The following is a 19,331-nucleotide window of genomic DNA, read 5'->3' as shown; positions in this document are numbered from 1 at the left end:
TTAATATTGCCATGGTGGGCATGGCATTGGCTGACATGGTAATGGCATCATTTGCGGGCATGGAGCATATGGGTAAGGCTGATTCATTTCGTCACTTATGTTTTCTGTACACATTCCATGTTCCATCATAGGCGAAGCTTGCTGCTCTCCTTCTACAAACTGTGGCATGTTTGGATATGGCTGCATTGGCATTTGCATTTGTGGATACATCATCATATCGTATGGCATAGGCATTGGGCTACAACACATCATCTGCATTGGTGGCATACACATCGGTGGCATTGGCTGACATGGCATCATTTGTGGAAACATCGGCTGTTGCATTGGTGGTAACATAGGCTGTTGAACTTCTGGTAACGGCATGATTGGCTGCTGTACTTGTGGCGGTTGTTGAATTTCAGGACGTGGTACGATTGGTTGCTCCACTTTTGGTGGCTTTTGGACTTCTGGTAACGGCATCATCGGTGGCTGCGGTGGTGGCATGATTGGCTGTTGCATTTGTGGTGGTGGCATCATCGGCTGCATTTGCATCATATCAATATGCCAAGGCATGTATAAATTGAACTCTGGCCATACAGGCTGCGGTGGCTGCCAGTGTGGCTGTGGCGCGATTGGTTGCTCCACTTTCGGTGGCTGCGGTGCCGGTGTGTGTGGTGGCACAACATTGTGTGGCTTTTCAATCGGCTTTTCCTTAATATGTTCTTTTGGTTTCTCCTTCACGTGATGACCGTCTGGCAAATAAATTTCCATTCCTGGCACGATATAATCTGGATTAGCTAAATGTGCATTTAAACGTTTTAGCTCATCAAAGCCAATGCTGTATTGCTTTGCAATTTTCCAGAGTGTATCGCCTTTTTGGACAACATGAACTCGCATGGGCATCCTCCTTTTCTCGCTTTATCATATGTGAAAATAAAAAAATGGACACAAATCTTTTAGGCGCATCAAGACGCTCTCATGTTACACTATGTTTGGACAAATTATTGATATACATAAAATCATTCGGAGGTGACAGCATGAAAAAAATGTTAGGCGAAGAACGCCGATACGAGCTATTGTCATTATTAAAAACAGCTGGTAAAGCAATTACAGGCACAGATTTAGCAAAGCATGCCAATGTATCACGCCAAGTGATTGTCAACGATATGAACTTATTAAAGGCACGCAATGAGCCAATCATTTCTACAAGCCAGGGCTATTTATATATGCCTTTAGAAAAAGCAGCTTATATTGAGCGCAAAGTCGTTTGTTCACATAGTGCTGAGCAAGCATTGGACGAGATGTATACGATTGTTGATTGCGGTGTGACGATTCAAAATGTGATTGTCGATCATGCAATTTATGGAGAAATTACTGCCTCCATTATGGTATCCAATCGCCCCGAAGTAGAGGCTTTTGTGAAGCGTATCGAGGATGCTAATGCCAGTTATTTATCCGCGCTCACAGATGGCACACATATGCACATCATTAGCGCATCTTCTGAAGGCTTGCTCGATTTAGCTGAGGAACGATTGAGAAAAAAAGGCTATTTAGTAGAAAATTAAAATGGCTGTCGGAATTTTTTTCCGACAGCTTTTTCATTAGACCAAGGTCACAAAATACAATCTGGAACGTAATTTTATTTCTAAATTTTGAAACGCATTCCATTTTTACGTCGTCTTAGGGGCAAGAAAGGATGTGAGATGATGACACGAGCAGAAAATATCCCATTCGATACGGTATTGGATACACCCGAAGCATGGCTTGATACATTAATGGATACATACGGACTACCACTCACAAAGCTTACCTTTAGCTATGTTCAGGATTGGGGCAAGGCACAGGAAATTGTGCAAGATGTCTTCCTTACCTGTTACGAGCAATACAACAAAAGACATACTATCCAATCATATAAAGCATGGATTTATCGTATCGCCATTAATCGCGCAAAGGATTATTACCGTACAGCATGGTTTAAGCGAATCATTGTGAAGGATAGCGGCTTTGATCAACAGCTCCCTACCTCACTGCATGCGGAGCATTTTGTAATCCAGCAAGAAACAAATGAAGCATTAGCACATGCTGTACTCACATTGCCTACTAAATATCGAGAAGTCATTTTGCTTTATTACTATGAGGAATTATCTGTTCATGAAGTCGCAACCATATTACGCTGTGGTGACAATACAGTAAAGACACGTTTAAAGCGAGCTCGCGAGAAATTGAAAACTTTGTTAGAAGGAAGGGATTAATATGGAAAAGCAATTAAAAAATTTACCCGCCGCATTGGAGCAACATATTTTTCAAGAAGCACAATTTACCCATAGAGAACGTGCAACGATTCATGCAAAAACAAAGCAGAAAAAACAAGCCCGCTGGATGCCGCGCATCGTACTCGCTTTATCAGCTATTATTTTTCTATTAATTGGTGCCACTTATTTGCAAAAAGAACAGTCAGCAAGCTATCGTATTTCAGATAGTGACTTAGATGGACTAATATTCAACACCCAACGGCATGGTGAGCATATTTCATATTTTTACTTTCATGACAACAACCTAGTCATCGTTCCTAAGTCGCTTTTCACTGAGGAAGAGATGGAGGGTAAAGAGCATTTTAAAGTACCACCCGGACAGCTGAATTATCATAATGTTTCGGTCAAAACAGAAGGAACAACTTACTTTGTTTATAGCGACAAAGAGCTGATTTTAACATTTGAAAAAATTGCACCGCGTATCGTTGTAGACCCAGATGGCAATCGATATAGCGCTTCCCGCTATTTAAGCAAGGAATACGAGCTACAATTTGTCAACCAATCAGCAATTAACCTATCAAATGTTGAATTGACAATCGGTGGGGCGAACTACACAGTGCCAAAAAACAACATTGAGAATAATGGCTCCTTGTCATTTAAAATTCCCCGTGCGGAGGATACATTCCATCATGCGATTACGTTGGATGTCAGCTTTGACTATAACGATGATAAAGGAAATAAACAGCGAGGAAAAATCGCACAGCCGTTTTCTTTAGATAACTCTTACAGCGATTACTACACGCTTGTTATTACTGGTGACTCCTATGATACACTAACGCTCACATTACAGGATACTGAATAAAAAAATAGCTAGAAAGCAGTCGCTTTCTAGCTTGTTTCATTTCAAACAATGCATTGCCTGCTCTGCTTCATCCCAAGGAATTACTTCCCCTTTGCCCCTTTTACAAAAAATACTTGATGACGTATAAAGTGGGTCTGCGTTTTTATCATAGTTTTTCTGCGCAATAATTTCCTCTGTGTTATGGCATACATCATAGCCTGCAAATTGTAAGCTTAATACACCTTTACCATTCGTATACGCTGCAAAAATCGCGCTGTAATTCATAAATGTTGCAACAGGCACTTTTCCAACTAGCATTGCAGTTGTTTCTGTCATCACAGGTGGCTCAAAGGTTCCATGTGCCTGCTGTATATCAAGCATCATGCGCCCAATAAAATCGCTTGCTGCCTTCATTTTAACATCATAATAAGGCTCTAATAAAATATTTTCTGCCTGCTCCAAGCCTTGGCGTAATGCACGGAAGGTCGCTTCTCGGAAATCACCACCTGACGTATATTCTACATGCCCTCGCCCTGTCAGTAGCGTAAATTTCATATCCGTTAAGGCAGAGCCTGTTAATAAACCATGATGCTCTCTTTCAAATAAATGCTGCTCCACTAAGCGCATATTGCCGATCGATAGATGATCAGCATGACAAGCATTCACAAATTGAATCCCATTTCCCCGTGCGATGGGCTCCATCAATAAATGTACCTCTGCATAATGCTTCAACGGCTCGAAATGTCCATAGCCTGTCACCGTTGAAGCAATTGTTTCTTTATAAATAATTTGCGGATCAGCAAACGTGATGGCTAGGTCGAAGCGCTCTTTGGCAATTTCTACAAGCACCTCTAGCTGAATGACCCCCATAACATGTACATGGATTTCCTGTAATTGCTCCTGCCAAATGGCACGTAATGACGGCTCCTCCTCATTTAATAAGCGGAACTGTTGCCACACTTCCTTCATATGTAAAGCGCCATGATAAACGACCTTTGCTTGTAATGTTGGCACTAATTCAAAGGCAACCGCGTCCTCTGTACCACCTAAAATCTGGCCAATAGCTGCTTGGCTCAAGCCCTTGACAGCAAAAACCTCGCCTGCCTCAACCGAAGTGACCGTTTCAAATTTCGCACCATTATACTGTCGAATTTCTGTTACTTTTTCTGTCTTTTTATCAAATGTAAAGGCATCTCGCACTTGTAAACGCCCCTGCAATGCCTTCATAAACGTTAGTCGCTGTCCGCTAGCATCATGCCGAATTTTAAATACCTCTGCTTGAAATGGTGCTATTGCATCAAAGCTTGTCATAGTTAATTTTGCAAGCTGCTCGAAAAATGGGTACACGCCTTCATCCTTTAATGCAGAGCCTGTCATGCAGACGAAAAGCTGGCGTGCTGCAATTTGCTGTTGAAGTTGCTGCTTTACCATTGCCTCATCCAATTCACCAGCTAGAAAGAGGTCGAGCAGTTGTTCATCACGCTCTGCTAACCATTCTTTTACAGCCTCCTCATGATAATCCTCTTCTATCCATAAAATTTCCTCAGATAGCTCCTGACGCATCGCCGCAAGCACCTCCTGCGGATTTGCGCCCTCACGATCAATTTTATTAATAAATAAAAAAGTTGGCACATTGTATTTTTGCAGCAATTGCCAAACCGTTTCCGTATGCCCTTGAATGCCCTCTACAGCACTAACAATCACAATGGCATAGTCCATCACACGGATTGCGCGCTCCATTTCAGGTGAAAAATCGACATGGCCTGGTGTGTCAATTAATGTATATGTATCTCCTTCATATTGAAAGCGTCCTTGCTCTGCAAAAATTGTAATGCCACGTGCCCTTTCCAGTGCATGATAATCCAAATGTGCATCTTGATTATCAACACGCCCTTTTTCTTTAATGCTGTCCATATGGTAAAGTAGCTGCTCAGAAAAAGTTGTTTTTCCCGCATCTACATGTGCTAAAATCCCAATTGTTTTAAACATCATTTCACCTTTTCCATTAGATTCCCAATCGACTTTAGTCATCATTTTGTGTATAATAGTAACAATTTATTCGATACTTCAGTTAGGAGTCCATTTGTATGTCACTTTTGCTGCTTGATATGAAAACAGTCATCTCATTGCTAGTTATTGGAAATATCTGTACCATTATACTCATTTCTGCATATAGTTATCAATATAATAATCGCACTGTTTGGACTTTTGTTTTAGGAAAACTCCTACAAGTTATCGCATTCACTATGCTATTATTACGTGACATCCTACCATTTACCCTCTCTGTTTTTTTAAGCAATACCTCGTTGCTTATTGGAACAATGATAGAATGTATTGCACTATTAATGCTGCTTAAATGCTTAACAACAACTGTCAAAAGAACTGTATTTATTGTAACATTAATAGGTTTGTTTAGCTTTTATTCAGCTATTTTGTTTTATAATTTTGAAAATGTGCGCATTGCTGTTATTTCTATTACGATTTTCACACTTATTATATTTCCAGTTTACTCCTTTTACCAAAATCGGAAAACGTCCATTTTACAATATATTATGCTGATTTTATATAGTGCTATCGCTCTATCACTTATGTTTCGTGCATACAATGCCTTATTTATCTCAACAGATGTCACACTTTTTGCAGAAAACAGATACCAAACACTTGCTTTTTTAACACGTTTTATTGAGATGTTAGTTGGCAGCATTGGCTTTATTTTACTTGCAAAGGAACAAACCGATATTGAGCTAACAAGAATGGCGATGCTGGATGAATTAACGAATATTTATAATAGACGTGCCTTTATTCAACGTGCAAATGCGTTAATTGCTACAGAATTAAAGAGAAAAAAACAATTATCCTTTATTATTTTCGATATTGATCGCTTTAAAGGAATTAATGATACATATGGGCATGATATTGGGGATTATATATTAAGGGAAATTTCGCAGTTAATTACCAATACACTGCCAAAAGACTCCATTTTCGGTCGCTATGGTGGAGATGAATTTGTTATTTTAGTACCTAATTGCAATCGTGACAATGCGAAGCAGCTAGCAGAAGCTTTGCGCATGGCCGTTTTACATCACCCATTTCAATATATTTCAACAGCATGCACACTAAGCTTAGGCGTTGCTACAACGGAGGTTATCACAACTATATCTCTAGATGGGCTCTATAAAAATGCAGATAAAGCTTTATACCACGCTAAGGAAAATGGACGTAATCAAGTTTATGCTATGAGCTTTTAACGCCAAACGATGTTGGAAAAGAAAAATCTTTTCCAACACCCTTTTTTTATTAAGCATTTACTTAACATGATTTTGTAGAAAGCTCCCTAACCTTTCCCCTATAAAAAACGCTGACGCACATCCGCTGATGGCAATTCGCATAACTCTTTTTTCCCAAACCATTTATAGCGATTTTTTGCAATGAGATTGTATGCAATATTGCGAATACTGGCAGGTACAACGATAAATAGATAAGCAAAGCGCCAGCCACCTTGCAGTCGTCGCGCAATTTTTAAGGCGGCTGTTGATTGTACATAATAGCTTTCATTTTCGACTAGTACGATACTATCTGTTGGCGGTACATGATAGCGTGCTAATAGCTCTTTTCCTACATCACTCTGCAATGATGCAAATTGAAAATAGGCTTGCGGGTCTCGCTTAATAATAAATTGAACACTTGCATCACAAAAATGACATTGTCCATCAAATAATACAATTGCCATTGTCCTCACCTCATTCTGGTGTTGTGTAACTATAGTATGTACCGAGAGATTTGACGGTACAGCCGAGCGCATGCAGCTCCTCTACCGCACCTTTCATCATCGGTTCTTCCTCATCCGCTAATACATCAACAATAAAGAAATAATCCCCTAAGCCTGTTTTTAATGGGCGTGATTCAATTTTACTCAAATTCAGCTTGCGCCATGCAAATACCGATAGCACTTGATGAAGTGCACCGGATACATCTGATGGCAATGTCACCATAAATGTTGTTTTTGCTACTTCATTATCCATTTTAGGCAAACGAATATTTTCTTTTGATAAAACGAAGAAGCGTGTATGGTTGAAATGAAAATCGTGAATGTTTTTCTCTACGATTGTTAAGCCATATTTTTCCGCAGCCGCGCTATTGGCAATCGCCGCGATGCATTGCTCTGGTGAATCTGCAATAAGCTTTGCAGCAGCAGCTGTGGATGAATATTGGTGCAACGGCACACCGCTAAAGCGATAAAATAAATATTTATGACATTGTGCTAGCGCATGTGGATGGGAGTATACCGCTTCAATGCTTTGCCAATTTTCCACTTGTTTTGGATGCACCATTAAATGCTGCTGGATTTTCGATGTTACTTCCCCTACTACATATAAGTCTGCCTCATGGAATAAGTAATCAATTGTTAACGGCACAGAGCCTTCTAAAGCATTTTCTAAAGGAACAACTGCAAGCTCCACTTTCCCCTCTGCCACAGCTTCAATACATTCAGGAATCGAAGCTTGTGGCATGAGCCAATCGTTTGGGAATAAGCCCTTTGTCGCTAAATATGTAAATGATGCTTCCGGTCCTAAATAAGCGATACGCTTTTCCCAATTTTGTGTTGACATTTAATATTTCCCTCTCTTTATTTCAAAATTTTCAGTTTTCAGTATTTAAAGAAATACTGCCATACATATCGTATGACAGCCTTTCTTTATAACGCACCTGAGCTAATGACTTCCGCTGATTCGATAAATTCAAGGCGCTTTAATAGCTGAACTAATTCATTTAAATCAACCGCCATATTCGTCACATCTAGCGACAACGTAACGTTTGCACGCCCTTGAATCGGTATCGTTTGATGTATCGTTAATACATTGCAGTGTGCCTCTGAAATCGTTTCAAGTAATTTAGCTAAGGAGCCTTTGCGGTCCTGTAGCTGCAAAAACAATGTCAATATGCGCTCTTGTACGATAGAATGGAAAGGAAAAACAGCATCGCGATATTTATAAAATGCGCTACGTGATAAATCCACTTCTTTGACCGCATCCCAAATCGAGGCGACAGCACCCGTTTGTAATAATTCTTTTGCCTCTAATGTTTTTTGCATCGCATCTGTCAAAACATCCTCACGCACTAAATAATAGCGCTGATTTGCTATGTTTTTCATCTTTCCTACCCCCGAGCATTAATCTACAAAGTCAAATTCAAATTCCATTAAGCGAACTGTATCGCCATTTTCCGCACCGCGTTTACGCAACGCATCATCGACGCCCATCGCACGCAATTGACGAGCAAAGCGTCGAATACCATCCTCACGACTAAAGTCTGTCATTTTAAACAGACGCTCAATCGAATAGCCTGATAGCACAAATGCGCCATCATCATCGCGTGTAATGTCGAAATCTTCACCTTGTTTTTCATATTTGTAAAGCACTGTTGCGTCAGACTCTTCTTCTGTCATATCATGCAACTCAAATTGTGGTGTCACTTCTAGTAAATCTGCCACTTCAAATAGCACGGCTTTCAAGCCTTGACGTGATACCGCAGAAACAGGGAATACTTTTACACTGTCACCCACTTTTTCAAGGAATGCTTGTAAGTTTTCCTCCGCATCAGGCATGTCCATTTTATTTGCTACAACAATTTGTGGACGCTCTGTTAAGCGTAAATCGTATTGCTGTAGCTCTTCATTAATTGTCACATAATCCTCATATGGATCACGACCTTCCATGCCACTCATATCAATGACATGAACGATAACTCTTGTGCGCTCAATATGGCGTAAAAATTGCATCCCTAGACCAACACCTTGATGCGCACCTTCAATCAAGCCTGGTAAATCGGCCATCGCAAATGAACGACCATCGTCTGTTTCAACCATACCTAAATTCGGTACGATTGTCGTAAAATGATAGGCACCGATTTTTGGCTTCGCTGCTGAAACGACAGAAAGCAATGTTGATTTCCCAACTGATGGGAAGCCTACTAGCCCAACGTCGGCTAATACTTTTAATTCCAAAATTACATCTAGCTCTTGCCCTGGCTCGCCTTTTTCCGCAAGCTCTGGTGCAGGGTTTGCAGGTGTTGCAAAACGGCAATTACCTCGCCCACCACGACCAGCTTTCGCAATAACAGCTGTTTGTCCTTCTTCAACTAAATCGGCAATTACAGCCTTCGTTTCCGCATTAATGACAACCGTACCTGGTGGCACCTTAATGACTAAATCAGATGCTTTACGACCATGCATCCCTTTACTCATGCCATGCTCCCCACGCTCTGCCTTGAAATGGCGCTTATAGCGGAAGTCCATTAATGTACGCAAGCCTTCATCAACTTGGAATACGACATTTCCACCATGACCGCCATCTCCACCAGCTGGACCGCCATTTGGTACATATTTTTCACGACGGAAGGCAACCATACCATCTCCGCCATCTCCACCTTTTACATAAATTTTCACGTGATCGACAAACATTGTTTTCACTCCAGTCCTGCGCTTAATACATAGTGTAACGAGTTTTCGGTCACTTCTATTATATCAATGCACATATGTTCTATTTCGCTTATGAGTGATGCCTCTGACCAATGCCCAGTTAAATGAAAACTCAACTGGAATTGTGTCGCATCTGATGTTGTTACAATGTGAAGCTGATGCTCAGCATATGCATCAAGCCCATCATAAATATGGATAACTGTATTTTCCAAGTATCGTGCTAGCGCTTCATCAAGCTGTGGGTGATTAACAACTTGTTTTACATCGCTATCAAGCTTTAATTCAATTGCTGGAAAGCGCCAAGCAAACGTTTGAATCCATTCTGAAGTTCGTGGTAGCTGCAATTTATTCATATTCGATAACATTTTACTATCATCTGCAATATTTTGAATGATTTGCTTCGCTTCTTCAATTCGCTGTAAATCTAAATACATTTGAATCAAATTTAGTTGATTCAAAAAATCATGATTCGCAAAACGCAATACGTCATTAATCGTTAATGGCTTTGTTGTCATGTACTACACTCCAATCAGTATCGTTATTAGTATAGCAAGTTTTGCAGCTTTTTTCCCTAAAACAGCGTAGAAAAATTTGAGCTTTTCAATACTTAAGAAAATTTCAATCATCCATTGACAGAAAAAAGGCTGACGCGTAAGTTAAAGCTTTACGCGTCAGCCCTATTTTGCAACCCTTATGCTTCTTGAGCTACTGGGTATACAGATACTTGTTTCTTGTCGCGACCTAAGCGTTCGAATTTCACAACGCCGTCAACTTTAGCGAATAAAGTATCATCTCCACCACGGCCTACGTTTGTACCTGGGTAAATTTTTGTACCGCGTTGACGGTAAAGAATTGAACCACCAGTTACGAATTGACCATCAGCACGTTTAGCGCCAAGGCGTTTTGACTCAGAGTCACGTCCGTTTTTTGTAGAACCTACACCTTTTTTAGATGCGAAAAATTGTAAGTCTAATGATAATAATAAGTTCATTGCGATGCACCTCCTAGACCATTTTATATTTCAATTCAATAAAGTCTGAATAACTTGCTGTCATCGTATAAAACTGTGTCACCATAGTATTCAGAATCACTTGAAGCTTATCGTCTGTTTCAGGCTCTAAGTCATTTGGGATTGTTACTTTTAAGTAACCTCCCTGTTCTCCTTGCTCTATTTCTGGTGTGATTCCTGTAAGTTGCGGAATAGCATTGACAGCACCAAAGGCGATGGCAGATGCACCAGCACATACTAAATCACGTCCATAAACATCTGAAAGGGCATGACCAGAGATTTCAAATCCATACGATTTACGATTTTCATCGCTATAAATAGTTACCGTAATCATTCGGCTCCCCCTAAAATTAAGCGTTGATTGCTTCAACAACTAATTTCGTGTATGGTTGACGATGACCTTGTTTACGACGGTAGTTTTTCTTCGCTTTCATTTTGAAAACAGTAATTTTTTTAGCGCGGCCTTCTTTTACAACTTTCGCTGTAACAGTTGCACCAGCAACAGTTGGAGCACCAACTTTAACTGTTTCTCCACCTACGAATAAAACTTTGTCAAATGTTACGATTTCGTCAGCAGCTACACCTAGTTTTTCAACATAGATTTCTTGACCTGCTTCAACTTTGATTTGTTTACCACCAGTTTCGATAATTGCGTACATTAAAATGCACCTCCTCTTTAGACTAAGACTCGCCTGTTACTATCAAGGTGTTAGCAAATTTCATGCTAATCTTCGGCACCTTGCCAGTGCGGTTGTAGCGGGTGCTACAAACAATAACATTAAAATACTACCATAAGAAAAAACCTACGTCAACCTATTCAAGACAAATTTCTCATAGGCAATATGATATTTTCGATACTTCCATTCTCCTATGATATTGCCCCAAAGTAACAAGCTCACAACGAGTACAGGAAGCGACTGTGGTAGCAGCCATAATGTAACGAATACAACAATGGTGAAGGCACATAATGAAAGCGCTAAAAACAATTCATAAATTTTTGCTTTTGGAAAAAATGTTAGCAGCGTATAACAAATAATCTTTCCACCATCAAGCGGTAAAAACGGCAATAGATTTAAACATAATAAGTAAAATTGCACTTGAAAAAAAGGCTCCGCTAAAAGTGGTGGCAGCAAAATACTGCTGGCCATACCAAGCAAAGTTGCTAAAGGCCCGCCAACTGCAATAATAAGCCGCTGCCAATACGTCCCTTCCTGCTGTAGCTTAATTTCTCCACCATAAGGCATAATGACACAGCTTTTCACAGGTACATCCATCATTTTTGCAGCGAGTAAATGTCCGATTTCATGAATAATTAATGAGCTTAAAATAATGCTATATAGCGCAATATTACCAGTTAACACCATCATCAACAACACGAACAGCAATAAAGGGTGAATCGTCATTCGCAACATGCTACATCTGCTCATTTAACCAAGTTAATGTTTGTTCTAAATCAAGCACCTGGTTATCTTTCTCTATGCGAATATATAAGTCGCCAGCCTGCTTTGTTGCAACAATTTCATTAACGCCAATTGCCGTATATGGTAACAAGGAGAAACTATCAATAAAACCATATGTGACCGTCGTGTTATCATCGTAAAAAATAGAAACAGTTTGTCCTGTTTCTTTCGTGTGGCCTGTAAAAACAACAATACCATTCTGCAATGCAAAAAGATTTACTGCATCATCATATGTCATTAAATAGCCTTTACCACTTGGCTGAATCGATGTATAGGCCAGCATTTCCCTGCGCTCTGGGTAATCAGCTACTTCAACCTTTTTCCCTTCAAACACGGTAATATTGCGCAAAGTATTGCGCATAAATGTTAAATCGTCTTGGCTATAAACAATCCGCTTAATCACTTTCGTCGTTTTCGTTTCAGGCAATTGTGTCGTTCCCCACACAACCGCGCAGCATAACAAGGCAATCCCCCACTGCCATCTTTTCATGCCACCATCCTATCGTTTTTAATAGTATATGCTGTGACACTCATCAATTACACCTAGTAGGAAATTACTGATTGGATTTTATGGCTTGTAAGCTTATGTATTAGTTAGATTATAACTTTCACATGACAAATAAAAAGCCTATCCAAAAGCACGCTTTTAGACAGACTTTCACATGTTATTTTGTAAACAACGATTTAAACTTCGCAAACATGCCTTTTGCCTCTGGTTCAATCGACATTAATGGTACAGATTCACCTAAAATACGGCGCGCAATATTGCGATAGCCTAAAGATGCTTTATTATTTGGATCCATAACGATTGGCTCCCCTTTATTAGACGAGCTAATAACATCCTCGCTATCAATAATAATACCTAATAAATCAATAGATAAATGCGTTGTCACCTCTGTAATATCCATCGTATCGCCTGATGCCATTAAATGATGGCGCACACGGTTAATAATTAACTTCGGTGCCTCTATTTCCTCTTGCTCTAACAAACCGATAATGCGGTCTGCATCGCGCACAGCTGAAATTTCTGGTGTTGTCACAACGATGGCACGGTCTGCTCCAGCTACGGCATTGCGATAGCCTTGCTCAATACCTGCTGGACAATCAATTAATACATAATCAAAATCACTTTTTAATTCACTAATTAAGCTCTTCATTTGCTCAGGGGTCACAGCGTTTTTATCTGTTGTTTGAGCTGCGGGTAATAAAAAAAGTTTATCATCGACTCGCTTGTCCTTTACAAGTGCCTGATGCACTTTACAGCGACCTTCTATGACATCAACTAAATCGTAAATAATACGATTTTCTAAACCTAACACAACATCTAAATTACGCAAACCAATATCTGTATCTACTAAGCATACTTTTTTTCCTTGAAGAGCCAATGCAGTGCCGAGGTTAGCGCTCGATGTCGTTTTCCCTACGCCGCCTTTTCCCGAAGTGATTACTATTGCTTCTCCCACATTAGCTTCCCCCTTTAAATGTTGTAAAAGATGGACGGATTTCCTTTACCTTTTGTATACGATCATAAGAAATTGTACCACTTTCATTAATATATGCACATAGCTGTTCGGCATTATCTTTGACTGCTTGCTTTTCATTTGACATTACTTCTACACGATCTGCAATGAGCACATGTGTTGGTTCAAAATGAGAAGCCGTAATAACAGCCTTTTCATTGCCCTCTATTCCTGCATGTGCAATACCTTTTAGCCTTCCGAGGACATAAATATTGCCGCCAGCTTCAATACGCCCGTTCGGATTGACATCACCAAGCACGATAATATCGCCCGTCGCTCGTAGCACTTGGCCTGAGCGTACAATGCCAACATATGTATCGCACTTTTTTTGTAGCATTTTTTGATTGCTCTCTTCAATTGTTAGTACATCACTCTGTACTTTAGATACAATCAAATTTCCTTGTTGTTGCACAATTTGAATCAGCTCTTTTTTTTGTGTACTTGTGCAGTAACGGGTACCTAAATGCAGTTGCACATCTAGCTTCCCTTCAATTCCACCTTCAGAAGCTTTGTCTGCTAGCTCCTCTAAAAGCTCTGCATAGGCACATTGATCATCAAGCCGAAGTATTAAACCGTCCTTCGTTCCTTTAATATGGACGAGTTGTTTTTTCATGATAATATGCCACCTCACACTCCGTTATCAATTCCATAATTACATCATTACATTAAGCCCCATTGCGCGCACGTTGTAACACTCGTTGATTAATTACATATTTAAATGCCCAACCAAGTATTGCTAAAAATAATAGGTTGGCTACAATTGTCGGGATTAATCGACTATGAAGAAACGTTTGGAATGTCATTGGGGTGAAATCTATTAAAAAGAAAAATTCGTACAGCACGACTTCCATCGCTGCAACGAGCATTACTGCCAATACAGTTGTAATGACTAAGTGCTGATGAACATACTTCACACTCCACCCCGCCAGAAAGCATAGTAATGGGTATAAAAATGAGTATAATCCAATAATATCAATGTAAAACACATCATACAATATGCCAAAAGCGAGACCATACAATACCGCCCGTTTACGATTATAATAAATCGCAATGAAAATTAAATATAAAATTAAAAAGCGCGGCACCAAAAAAACGAGTTGTTCACCAAGCATAATTGGTGAAAACTTCGCAAACATCGACTCTGATAAAAATAATAATACTGCAACTGTTGGAATGAGTAAACGAATAAACATCTATTCCTCTCCCTCTTCCTCAGGCAAATTGGTTAAATCAGCATTCGTGCCTTGACCATCTGAGCCATCAATTGCGGTTGCTTCACGTTTCGCAATAATCACATTTTCAAGCATTGAAAATTCTGCTGCTGGTTTAACATAAGCCATTTTCGTTAAGCCGAAATCTTCCGTCGTTACTTCTGTCACTTCCCCAATTAAAATACCTTTCGGGAAAATTCCACCTAGACCTGATGATACGACTTGCTCGCCAGCTTTTATTTCTGTGCTAGAATTGATGCGCTTTAAAATTAATTCGTTACGCTCTTCATCATATCCTTCAATTACACCAGAAATATCTTCTTTTTCGCCTTGCACAAGTGCGGATACACGATAATTCGCATTATTTGTGTAAAGTAGTTCCACTTCAGATGTAAATGGCGTCACAGCAATAATCTTACCAATTAACCCTTGCGCTGTCATAACTGCCATGTTTTTTTCAATCCCATGCACTTGGCCTTTATTTAAAATAATTTTTTCTTCCCATTGATCAGGGTTTCGTGCAATTACAGTTGCATGAATCGGCTGATAATCTCGCAAGCTTTCTTCCTTGTCAATTAGCTCTCGAAGCTTTTTATTTTCTGACTTTAATCCATCCACTTCCGATTGCAAAACAACAAAATCCTCCAATCGGCTTTTTAAACGTTTATTTTCGTCATACGTATTTAACAAAGCTTCGATATTACCATAAATACCCGTTATGTAATTTGTTGGCTTTGCAACAAGTGATTGCGCAAAGCCAACAGTATCCTTAATAATTTGTTGAGGTAATGTTGCATTATGACGATTGCTTAACGAGAAGCCAATCAATGCCACTAGAAAAACTGTGCTAACTAACAACACGATAATTTTTTTATTTGAAAAATGTGGCATTGTTTCCTCACCTTATCCTTTTAATTGCTGTGCACGAATTAAGTCGATATTATCTAACGCCTTACCTGTCCCAATTGCCACACAATCTAACGGATCTTCAGCAATAAATACTGGCATATTTGTTTCAGCGCTAATCACTTTATCCAAGTTCTGCAATAAAGCACCACCGCCTGTTAACACGATTCCGCGTTCCATTACGTCTGCTGATAATTCAGGTGGCGTTTGCTCTAACGTGCGCTTCACACCATCAATAATTGCCGATACCGCTTCACGTAAAGACTCTGAAATTTCCTGTGCAGTAATTTCAATTGTTTTAGGTAAGCCTGTTACAAGATCGCGTCCTCTAATGTCCATAGATGCTGTATTGCCCTCTGCACGTGCACTACCAATTTCCATTTTAATTGCTTCAGCTGTACGCTCACCAATCGTTAAATTATATGTTTTGCGAATATAGCCAATGATTGCTTGGTCCATCGCATCGCCGCCGATACGAACAGATTCGCTTGTTACAATACCGCCAAGTGAAATAACGGCTACCTCCGTTGTACCACCACCGATATCAACAACCATTGAACCTGTTGGGTCCCAAACAGGTAAATTCGCACCGATTGCTGCTGCAAATGGCTCTTCAATCGTAAAGGCATCCTTTGCTCCTGCTTGACGCGATGCATCAATTACTGCGCGTTGTTCAACTGATGTAATGCCATATGGCACACAAATCATTACATTTGGTTTTTTCCAATTTGAACCTGAGTTTTTTAATGCTTCCTTTAAATAATATTGAATCATTGCTGTTGTAATATCAAAATCTGCGATAACGCCATCTTTCATTGGACGAATCGCTACGATAGAGCCTGGTGTACGTCCAATCATATTTTTCGCATCATTACCTACCGCCACGATGTCCCCTGTTTTGACATTTTTCGCCACTACTGAAGGCTCACGTAAAACGATTCCTTTTCCTTTAACAAAAACAAGTGTATTTGCTGTGCCTAGGTCAATCCCGACATCCTTATTTCCAATTCCAAACAATTTCTGTACTTCCTTTCCTCGTAAAGCGTGTTTTTATTTTTTTAACGAAGCTGCTATGTCACCATATTATTTACAGCATGTAGCTTATCTAAACGATACGCTTAATTATAGCGGATAAATGTTAAAAATTATAGTGTGATATCGTGCAAAACCTGATAAATATCTTTTCTTTTACCCACTTTTCTATTGTATTCGTTCTCACAGCGGGAAACAAATGAAAAATCACCCACTATTTTTACAGTTTCATTGCAAAATAATGACGAAAAAGCGCGAGAAAGGTTCGTTTATCAAACGAAATTTCCTCACGCTAGTTTTTATTTACATTAAACCTTGTTCTTTCATGCTGATATATTGATGATTGCCAATAATTAATAGTGATAGGTAAGAGACAACCTCGACATTACTCGCTAGGAACTCTTTTCCCCCACTTCACACCGTACGTGAGACTTTCACCTCATACGGCGTTCCATCAATCTAATTATTAAACTAAATTCAACTTTTCTCTAAAACCAAGAATTTTTTCCCACTTTTTCTTCCCGACCGATGAGTAATCTTTCGAACTGTGTATCATCTGGTGACAACTTTCATGCATAGAAGCAAGATTTGGAACACGATTCACTTCATCAAGAGGTAGTTTTGGGCTGATATGGTGTATATAGATATCATCCCCCTGTAACACCTCTTTACATACTCGACATCTTCCTTTATCTCGATTAAAAGTATAGGCACGATTCATAAAATATTCAAAGTTGTATAATTTTTCTTTATGTCCGATTCTGATTATCTTAGACCAATTCAAACTAAGTAGCTCATCAGCTCTTACTTTTACAGGTTTTTTACCAGTCCTATTCATATAAATCTGTCGTCCTTGTTCGGTGTATGGTGTTTCTTTAGGACTTTTGTTTTTAGCTTTTTGCCACGTGCAGAAATCCAACCTAGTTACACCAATTTTCAAATCGTTATATTCTATTACCGGTATTTTAGTACTGTACTTCTCGTGTACTGACTGTAAATTGTCCACTTGTTTCGCAGGCAACTTATAACCACCATGTTTCTGTAGTTTTAAGTAAGCCGCATAATGAAGTTTGTCTGCATACTTGTGTAAATACACGTTTACTTGAGTTGTACATTCATAGTATTGAATGAGCCCTCTTATCTTGGAGTTAATAAGATTGATCCAATGAATCAAATCATCTTTCTTGGTTGCGCCTTTGATTTTCTTAATGGTTTTATGAATCTCTTTTACCTTTTCTTCCAATCGCTTTTGATTTGGTTTACTAACGAGTATGTGGTTATTTTTCGCTTTTCCTTTGATCGCCTTGATTTCAAAGCCGAGAAATTTTATTGGTCGTCTTCTAATATCTGTTATGAGCGTTTTTTGTTCGGATAATGCTAGTTTTAATCGCTCTTTTAAATATTTTGTAATTCTGTACTTCCATTTTTCCGCATTACGTTTTGAGCTAGTGATGAGTACCCAATCGTCTGCATATCGCACAAGGTATGTTTCTTTCAAATGTGTTGTTTTCCGTAATCTATCAAACTGTTTATATTTGTGTGCGTACGGATATTGTGTTTTCTTATTTTCCCATTCTCTAGTCACCCATTGGTCAAATGAATGAAGGTAAACATTCGCTAGTAATGGGGAAATTATTCCCCCTTGAGGTGTTCCAATTGGGTTTTCTTTCAATTCTCCCATGATTCCTGCTTTTAGCATTGCCTTAATAATCATTAGCACACGTCTGTCCCTGATTCCCATATTCCATAGTTTTTTAATCAAAACTGTATGGTTAACGCAATCGAAGAAGTTACTAATGTCTCCCTCAATTACCCAATAGTGACCCGTAATATGGACAATATCCGTTATTCGAACAGAGGCCATGCTTGAATCACGCATAGGTCTAAATCCATATGAGTGTTGGAAAAATTGAGCTTCTAGAATAGGTTCCGTAATCAGTCTTACACATTCTTGAACAACCCTGTCTATAATGCTAGGTATGCCTAAAGGACGTAATTCTTTGGAGTTGGCTTTTGGAATGTACTTTCTTTTTATTGGTTTTGGACGATAATATCGAAGGCTTTCTTGTACGGATTGTATAACTTTGGGGTAATCCGCTTGTAAGATATCAGGCTTCATCAGTTTATGGTCACTTCCAGCAGTACGACTTCCTTTATTTGCTTTAATGCGGTGGATAGCCGTAAGTATTGTTGCTTCGCTTGCCATCAATTCCAATAAATCCTTATGACTTGGGGCTTGACCATTTTGTTGTAAACCTTCAATGGTTTTATTGTATAATTCGTCCTGTTTAACTCTTAATTCTTGTTCTGATTTTAGATAGTTAGATTTTTGTTCCATTGCGATTCCTCCTTATGGGAGAATGCAAGGTTTTAATCAGGTATGCTCAAACGGCTTCCCTAACAAGTTGATTTAATTTTAATAATCAAACTGACTATGCCCCTTCGCTCCATTTCCATTACAGAAACTTCAAAACTACTACGGGCTGCTGCCCCATAGATTCAATTGGCATTTCCTCCAATTTAGATGCTTTGAGGTTAACTCCTCTTACCATCATCTTCTATGGTTCCGTTGTTCCTTACACTTTAGCTTTTCATAACTGTTTTAGCTGTCCTCTTTAACCCGTTAATCATCTTTTTGCCCAC

General features: G+C 39.3%; 22 protein-coding genes and 1 other annotated feature. Of the genes, 4 read left to right on the top strand and 18 right to left on the bottom strand.

What is annotated here, in order from left to right; translation table 11 throughout:
• Positions 1 to 876, bottom strand: a complete 876-nt coding sequence (locus R6U77_RS13115; RefSeq protein ID WP_319835969.1) for a LysM peptidoglycan-binding domain-containing protein — start codon at positions 874 to 876, stop codon at positions 1 to 3.
• 140 nt (positions 877 to 1,016) lie between these two features.
• On the opposite strand from R6U77_RS13115, the gene R6U77_RS13110 reads away from it, so the two are divergent.
• From R6U77_RS13110 to R6U77_RS13100, 3 genes are all read left to right on the top strand, one after another.
• On the top strand, positions 1,017 to 1,544 hold the full coding sequence (locus R6U77_RS13110) for a transcription repressor NadR (protein WP_319835968.1): 528 nt from the start codon (positions 1,017 to 1,019) through the stop codon (positions 1,542 to 1,544).
• 141 nt (positions 1,545 to 1,685) lie between these two features.
• On the top strand, positions 1,686 to 2,231 hold the full coding sequence (locus tag R6U77_RS13105; protein WP_319835967.1) for a sigma-70 family RNA polymerase sigma factor: 546 nt from the start codon (positions 1,686 to 1,688) through the stop codon (positions 2,229 to 2,231).
• 1 nt (position 2,232) lies between these two features.
• Positions 2,233 to 3,093: a hypothetical protein gene (locus R6U77_RS13100; RefSeq protein ID WP_319835966.1), complete on the top strand. Its 861-nt coding sequence runs from the start codon at positions 2,233 to 2,235 to the stop codon at positions 3,091 to 3,093.
• A 36-nt stretch (positions 3,094 to 3,129) separates the two neighbouring features.
• Here R6U77_RS13100 and R6U77_RS13095 read toward each other — a convergent pair whose 3' ends face one another.
• Positions 3,130 to 5,061, bottom strand: a complete 1,932-nt coding sequence (locus tag R6U77_RS13095; protein ID WP_406601045.1) for a GTP-binding protein — start codon at positions 5,059 to 5,061, stop codon at positions 3,130 to 3,132.
• 98 nt (positions 5,062 to 5,159) lie between these two features.
• Between R6U77_RS13095 and R6U77_RS13090 the strand changes: the two genes are divergently transcribed.
• Positions 5,160 to 6,320, top strand: a complete 1,161-nt coding sequence (locus R6U77_RS13090; protein WP_319835964.1) for a GGDEF domain-containing protein — start codon at positions 5,160 to 5,162, stop codon at positions 6,318 to 6,320.
• A gap of 98 nt (positions 6,321 to 6,418) precedes the next feature.
• On the opposite strand, the gene R6U77_RS13085 is transcribed toward R6U77_RS13090, so the two are convergent.
• The 16 genes from R6U77_RS13085 to ltrA all read right to left on the bottom strand — a co-directional run bounded on the left by R6U77_RS13085 (position 6,419) and on the right by ltrA (position 19,026).
• A complete protein-coding gene (locus R6U77_RS13085; RefSeq protein WP_319835963.1) occupies positions 6,419 to 6,802 on the bottom strand; it encodes a thiol-disulfide oxidoreductase DCC family protein in 384 nt (127 codons plus the stop codon).
• Between the two features lie 10 nt (positions 6,803 to 6,812).
• The gene (gene pheA, locus R6U77_RS13080; protein ID WP_319835962.1) at positions 6,813 to 7,682 is read right to left on the bottom strand and encodes a prephenate dehydratase; all 870 of its coding nucleotides are present in this window, start codon (positions 7,680 to 7,682) and stop codon (positions 6,813 to 6,815) included.
• A gap of 86 nt (positions 7,683 to 7,768) precedes the next feature.
• A complete protein-coding gene (locus R6U77_RS13075; RefSeq protein WP_293920760.1) occupies positions 7,769 to 8,224 on the bottom strand; it encodes an ACT domain-containing protein in 456 nt (151 codons plus the stop codon).
• Between the two features lie 18 nt (positions 8,225 to 8,242).
• A complete protein-coding gene (gene obgE / locus R6U77_RS13070) occupies positions 8,243 to 9,532 on the bottom strand; it encodes a GTPase ObgE (protein WP_319835961.1) in 1,290 nt (429 codons plus the stop codon).
• A gap of 5 nt (positions 9,533 to 9,537) precedes the next feature.
• Positions 9,538 to 10,065 (bottom strand): Spo0B domain-containing protein, encoded by a 528-nt coding sequence (locus tag R6U77_RS13065; RefSeq protein ID WP_319835960.1) that lies wholly within the window; start codon positions 10,063 to 10,065, stop codon positions 9,538 to 9,540.
• A 176-nt stretch (positions 10,066 to 10,241) separates the two neighbouring features.
• Positions 10,242 to 10,541, bottom strand: coding sequence for a 50S ribosomal protein L27 (rpmA, locus tag R6U77_RS13060; RefSeq protein WP_293920764.1), 300 nt, complete (start codon positions 10,539 to 10,541; stop codon positions 10,242 to 10,244).
• 13 nt (positions 10,542 to 10,554) lie between these two features.
• Positions 10,555 to 10,893 carry a ribosomal-processing cysteine protease Prp gene (locus R6U77_RS13055; RefSeq protein ID WP_293920765.1) on the bottom strand — a complete coding sequence of 113 codons (339 nt, stop codon included), beginning with the start codon at positions 10,891 to 10,893 and terminating at the stop codon, positions 10,555 to 10,557.
• 16 nt (positions 10,894 to 10,909) lie between these two features.
• Positions 10,910 to 11,218, bottom strand: a complete 309-nt coding sequence (gene rplU, locus R6U77_RS13050; protein WP_293920766.1) for a 50S ribosomal protein L21 — start codon at positions 11,216 to 11,218, stop codon at positions 10,910 to 10,912.
• 15 nt (positions 11,219 to 11,233) lie between these two features.
• Positions 11,234 to 11,322 (bottom strand) — a sequence feature (ribosomal protein L21 leader region).
• Positions 11,323 to 11,362: 40 nt separating this feature from the next.
• The gene (locus R6U77_RS13045; protein WP_319835959.1) at positions 11,363 to 11,962 is read right to left on the bottom strand and encodes a site-2 protease family protein; all 600 of its coding nucleotides are present in this window, start codon (positions 11,960 to 11,962) and stop codon (positions 11,363 to 11,365) included.
• A 10-nt stretch (positions 11,963 to 11,972) separates the two neighbouring features.
• Positions 11,973 to 12,509, bottom strand: a complete 537-nt coding sequence (locus R6U77_RS13040; protein WP_319835958.1) for a hypothetical protein — start codon at positions 12,507 to 12,509, stop codon at positions 11,973 to 11,975.
• Positions 12,510 to 12,684: 175 nt separating this feature from the next.
• Complete coding sequence (gene minD / locus R6U77_RS13035) at positions 12,685 to 13,482, bottom strand: septum site-determining protein MinD (protein ID WP_293920771.1); 798 nt, start codon at positions 13,480 to 13,482, stop codon at positions 12,685 to 12,687.
• A 1-nt stretch (position 13,483) separates the two neighbouring features.
• Positions 13,484 to 14,152 carry a septum site-determining protein MinC gene (locus tag R6U77_RS13030; RefSeq protein WP_293920772.1) on the bottom strand — a complete coding sequence of 223 codons (669 nt, stop codon included), beginning with the start codon at positions 14,150 to 14,152 and terminating at the stop codon, positions 13,484 to 13,486.
• 52 nt (positions 14,153 to 14,204) lie between these two features.
• Entirely contained in the window at positions 14,205 to 14,732 is a 528-nt protein-coding gene (mreD, locus tag R6U77_RS13025; protein WP_293920773.1) for a rod shape-determining protein MreD, read from the bottom strand.
• The gene (mreC, locus tag R6U77_RS13020; protein ID WP_293920775.1) at positions 14,733 to 15,641 is read right to left on the bottom strand and encodes a rod shape-determining protein MreC; all 909 of its coding nucleotides are present in this window, start codon (positions 15,639 to 15,641) and stop codon (positions 14,733 to 14,735) included.
• A gap of 12 nt (positions 15,642 to 15,653) precedes the next feature.
• Positions 15,654 to 16,673 carry a rod shape-determining protein gene (locus R6U77_RS13015; protein ID WP_293920776.1) on the bottom strand — a complete coding sequence of 340 codons (1,020 nt, stop codon included), beginning with the start codon at positions 16,671 to 16,673 and terminating at the stop codon, positions 15,654 to 15,656.
• Between the two features lie 481 nt (positions 16,674 to 17,154).
• Entirely contained in the window at positions 17,155 to 19,026 is a 1,872-nt protein-coding gene (gene ltrA / locus R6U77_RS13010; protein ID WP_319835957.1) for a group II intron reverse transcriptase/maturase, read from the bottom strand.
• Positions 19,027 to 19,331 lie beyond the last annotated feature (305 nt).

It is taken from the genome of Lysinibacillus louembei (assembly GCF_033880585.1).
GTDB classification, from domain to species: domain Bacteria; phylum Bacillota; class Bacilli; order Bacillales_A; family Planococcaceae; genus Metasolibacillus; species Metasolibacillus louembei.
This window is presented reverse-complemented; position numbering and strand designations above follow the sequence as displayed.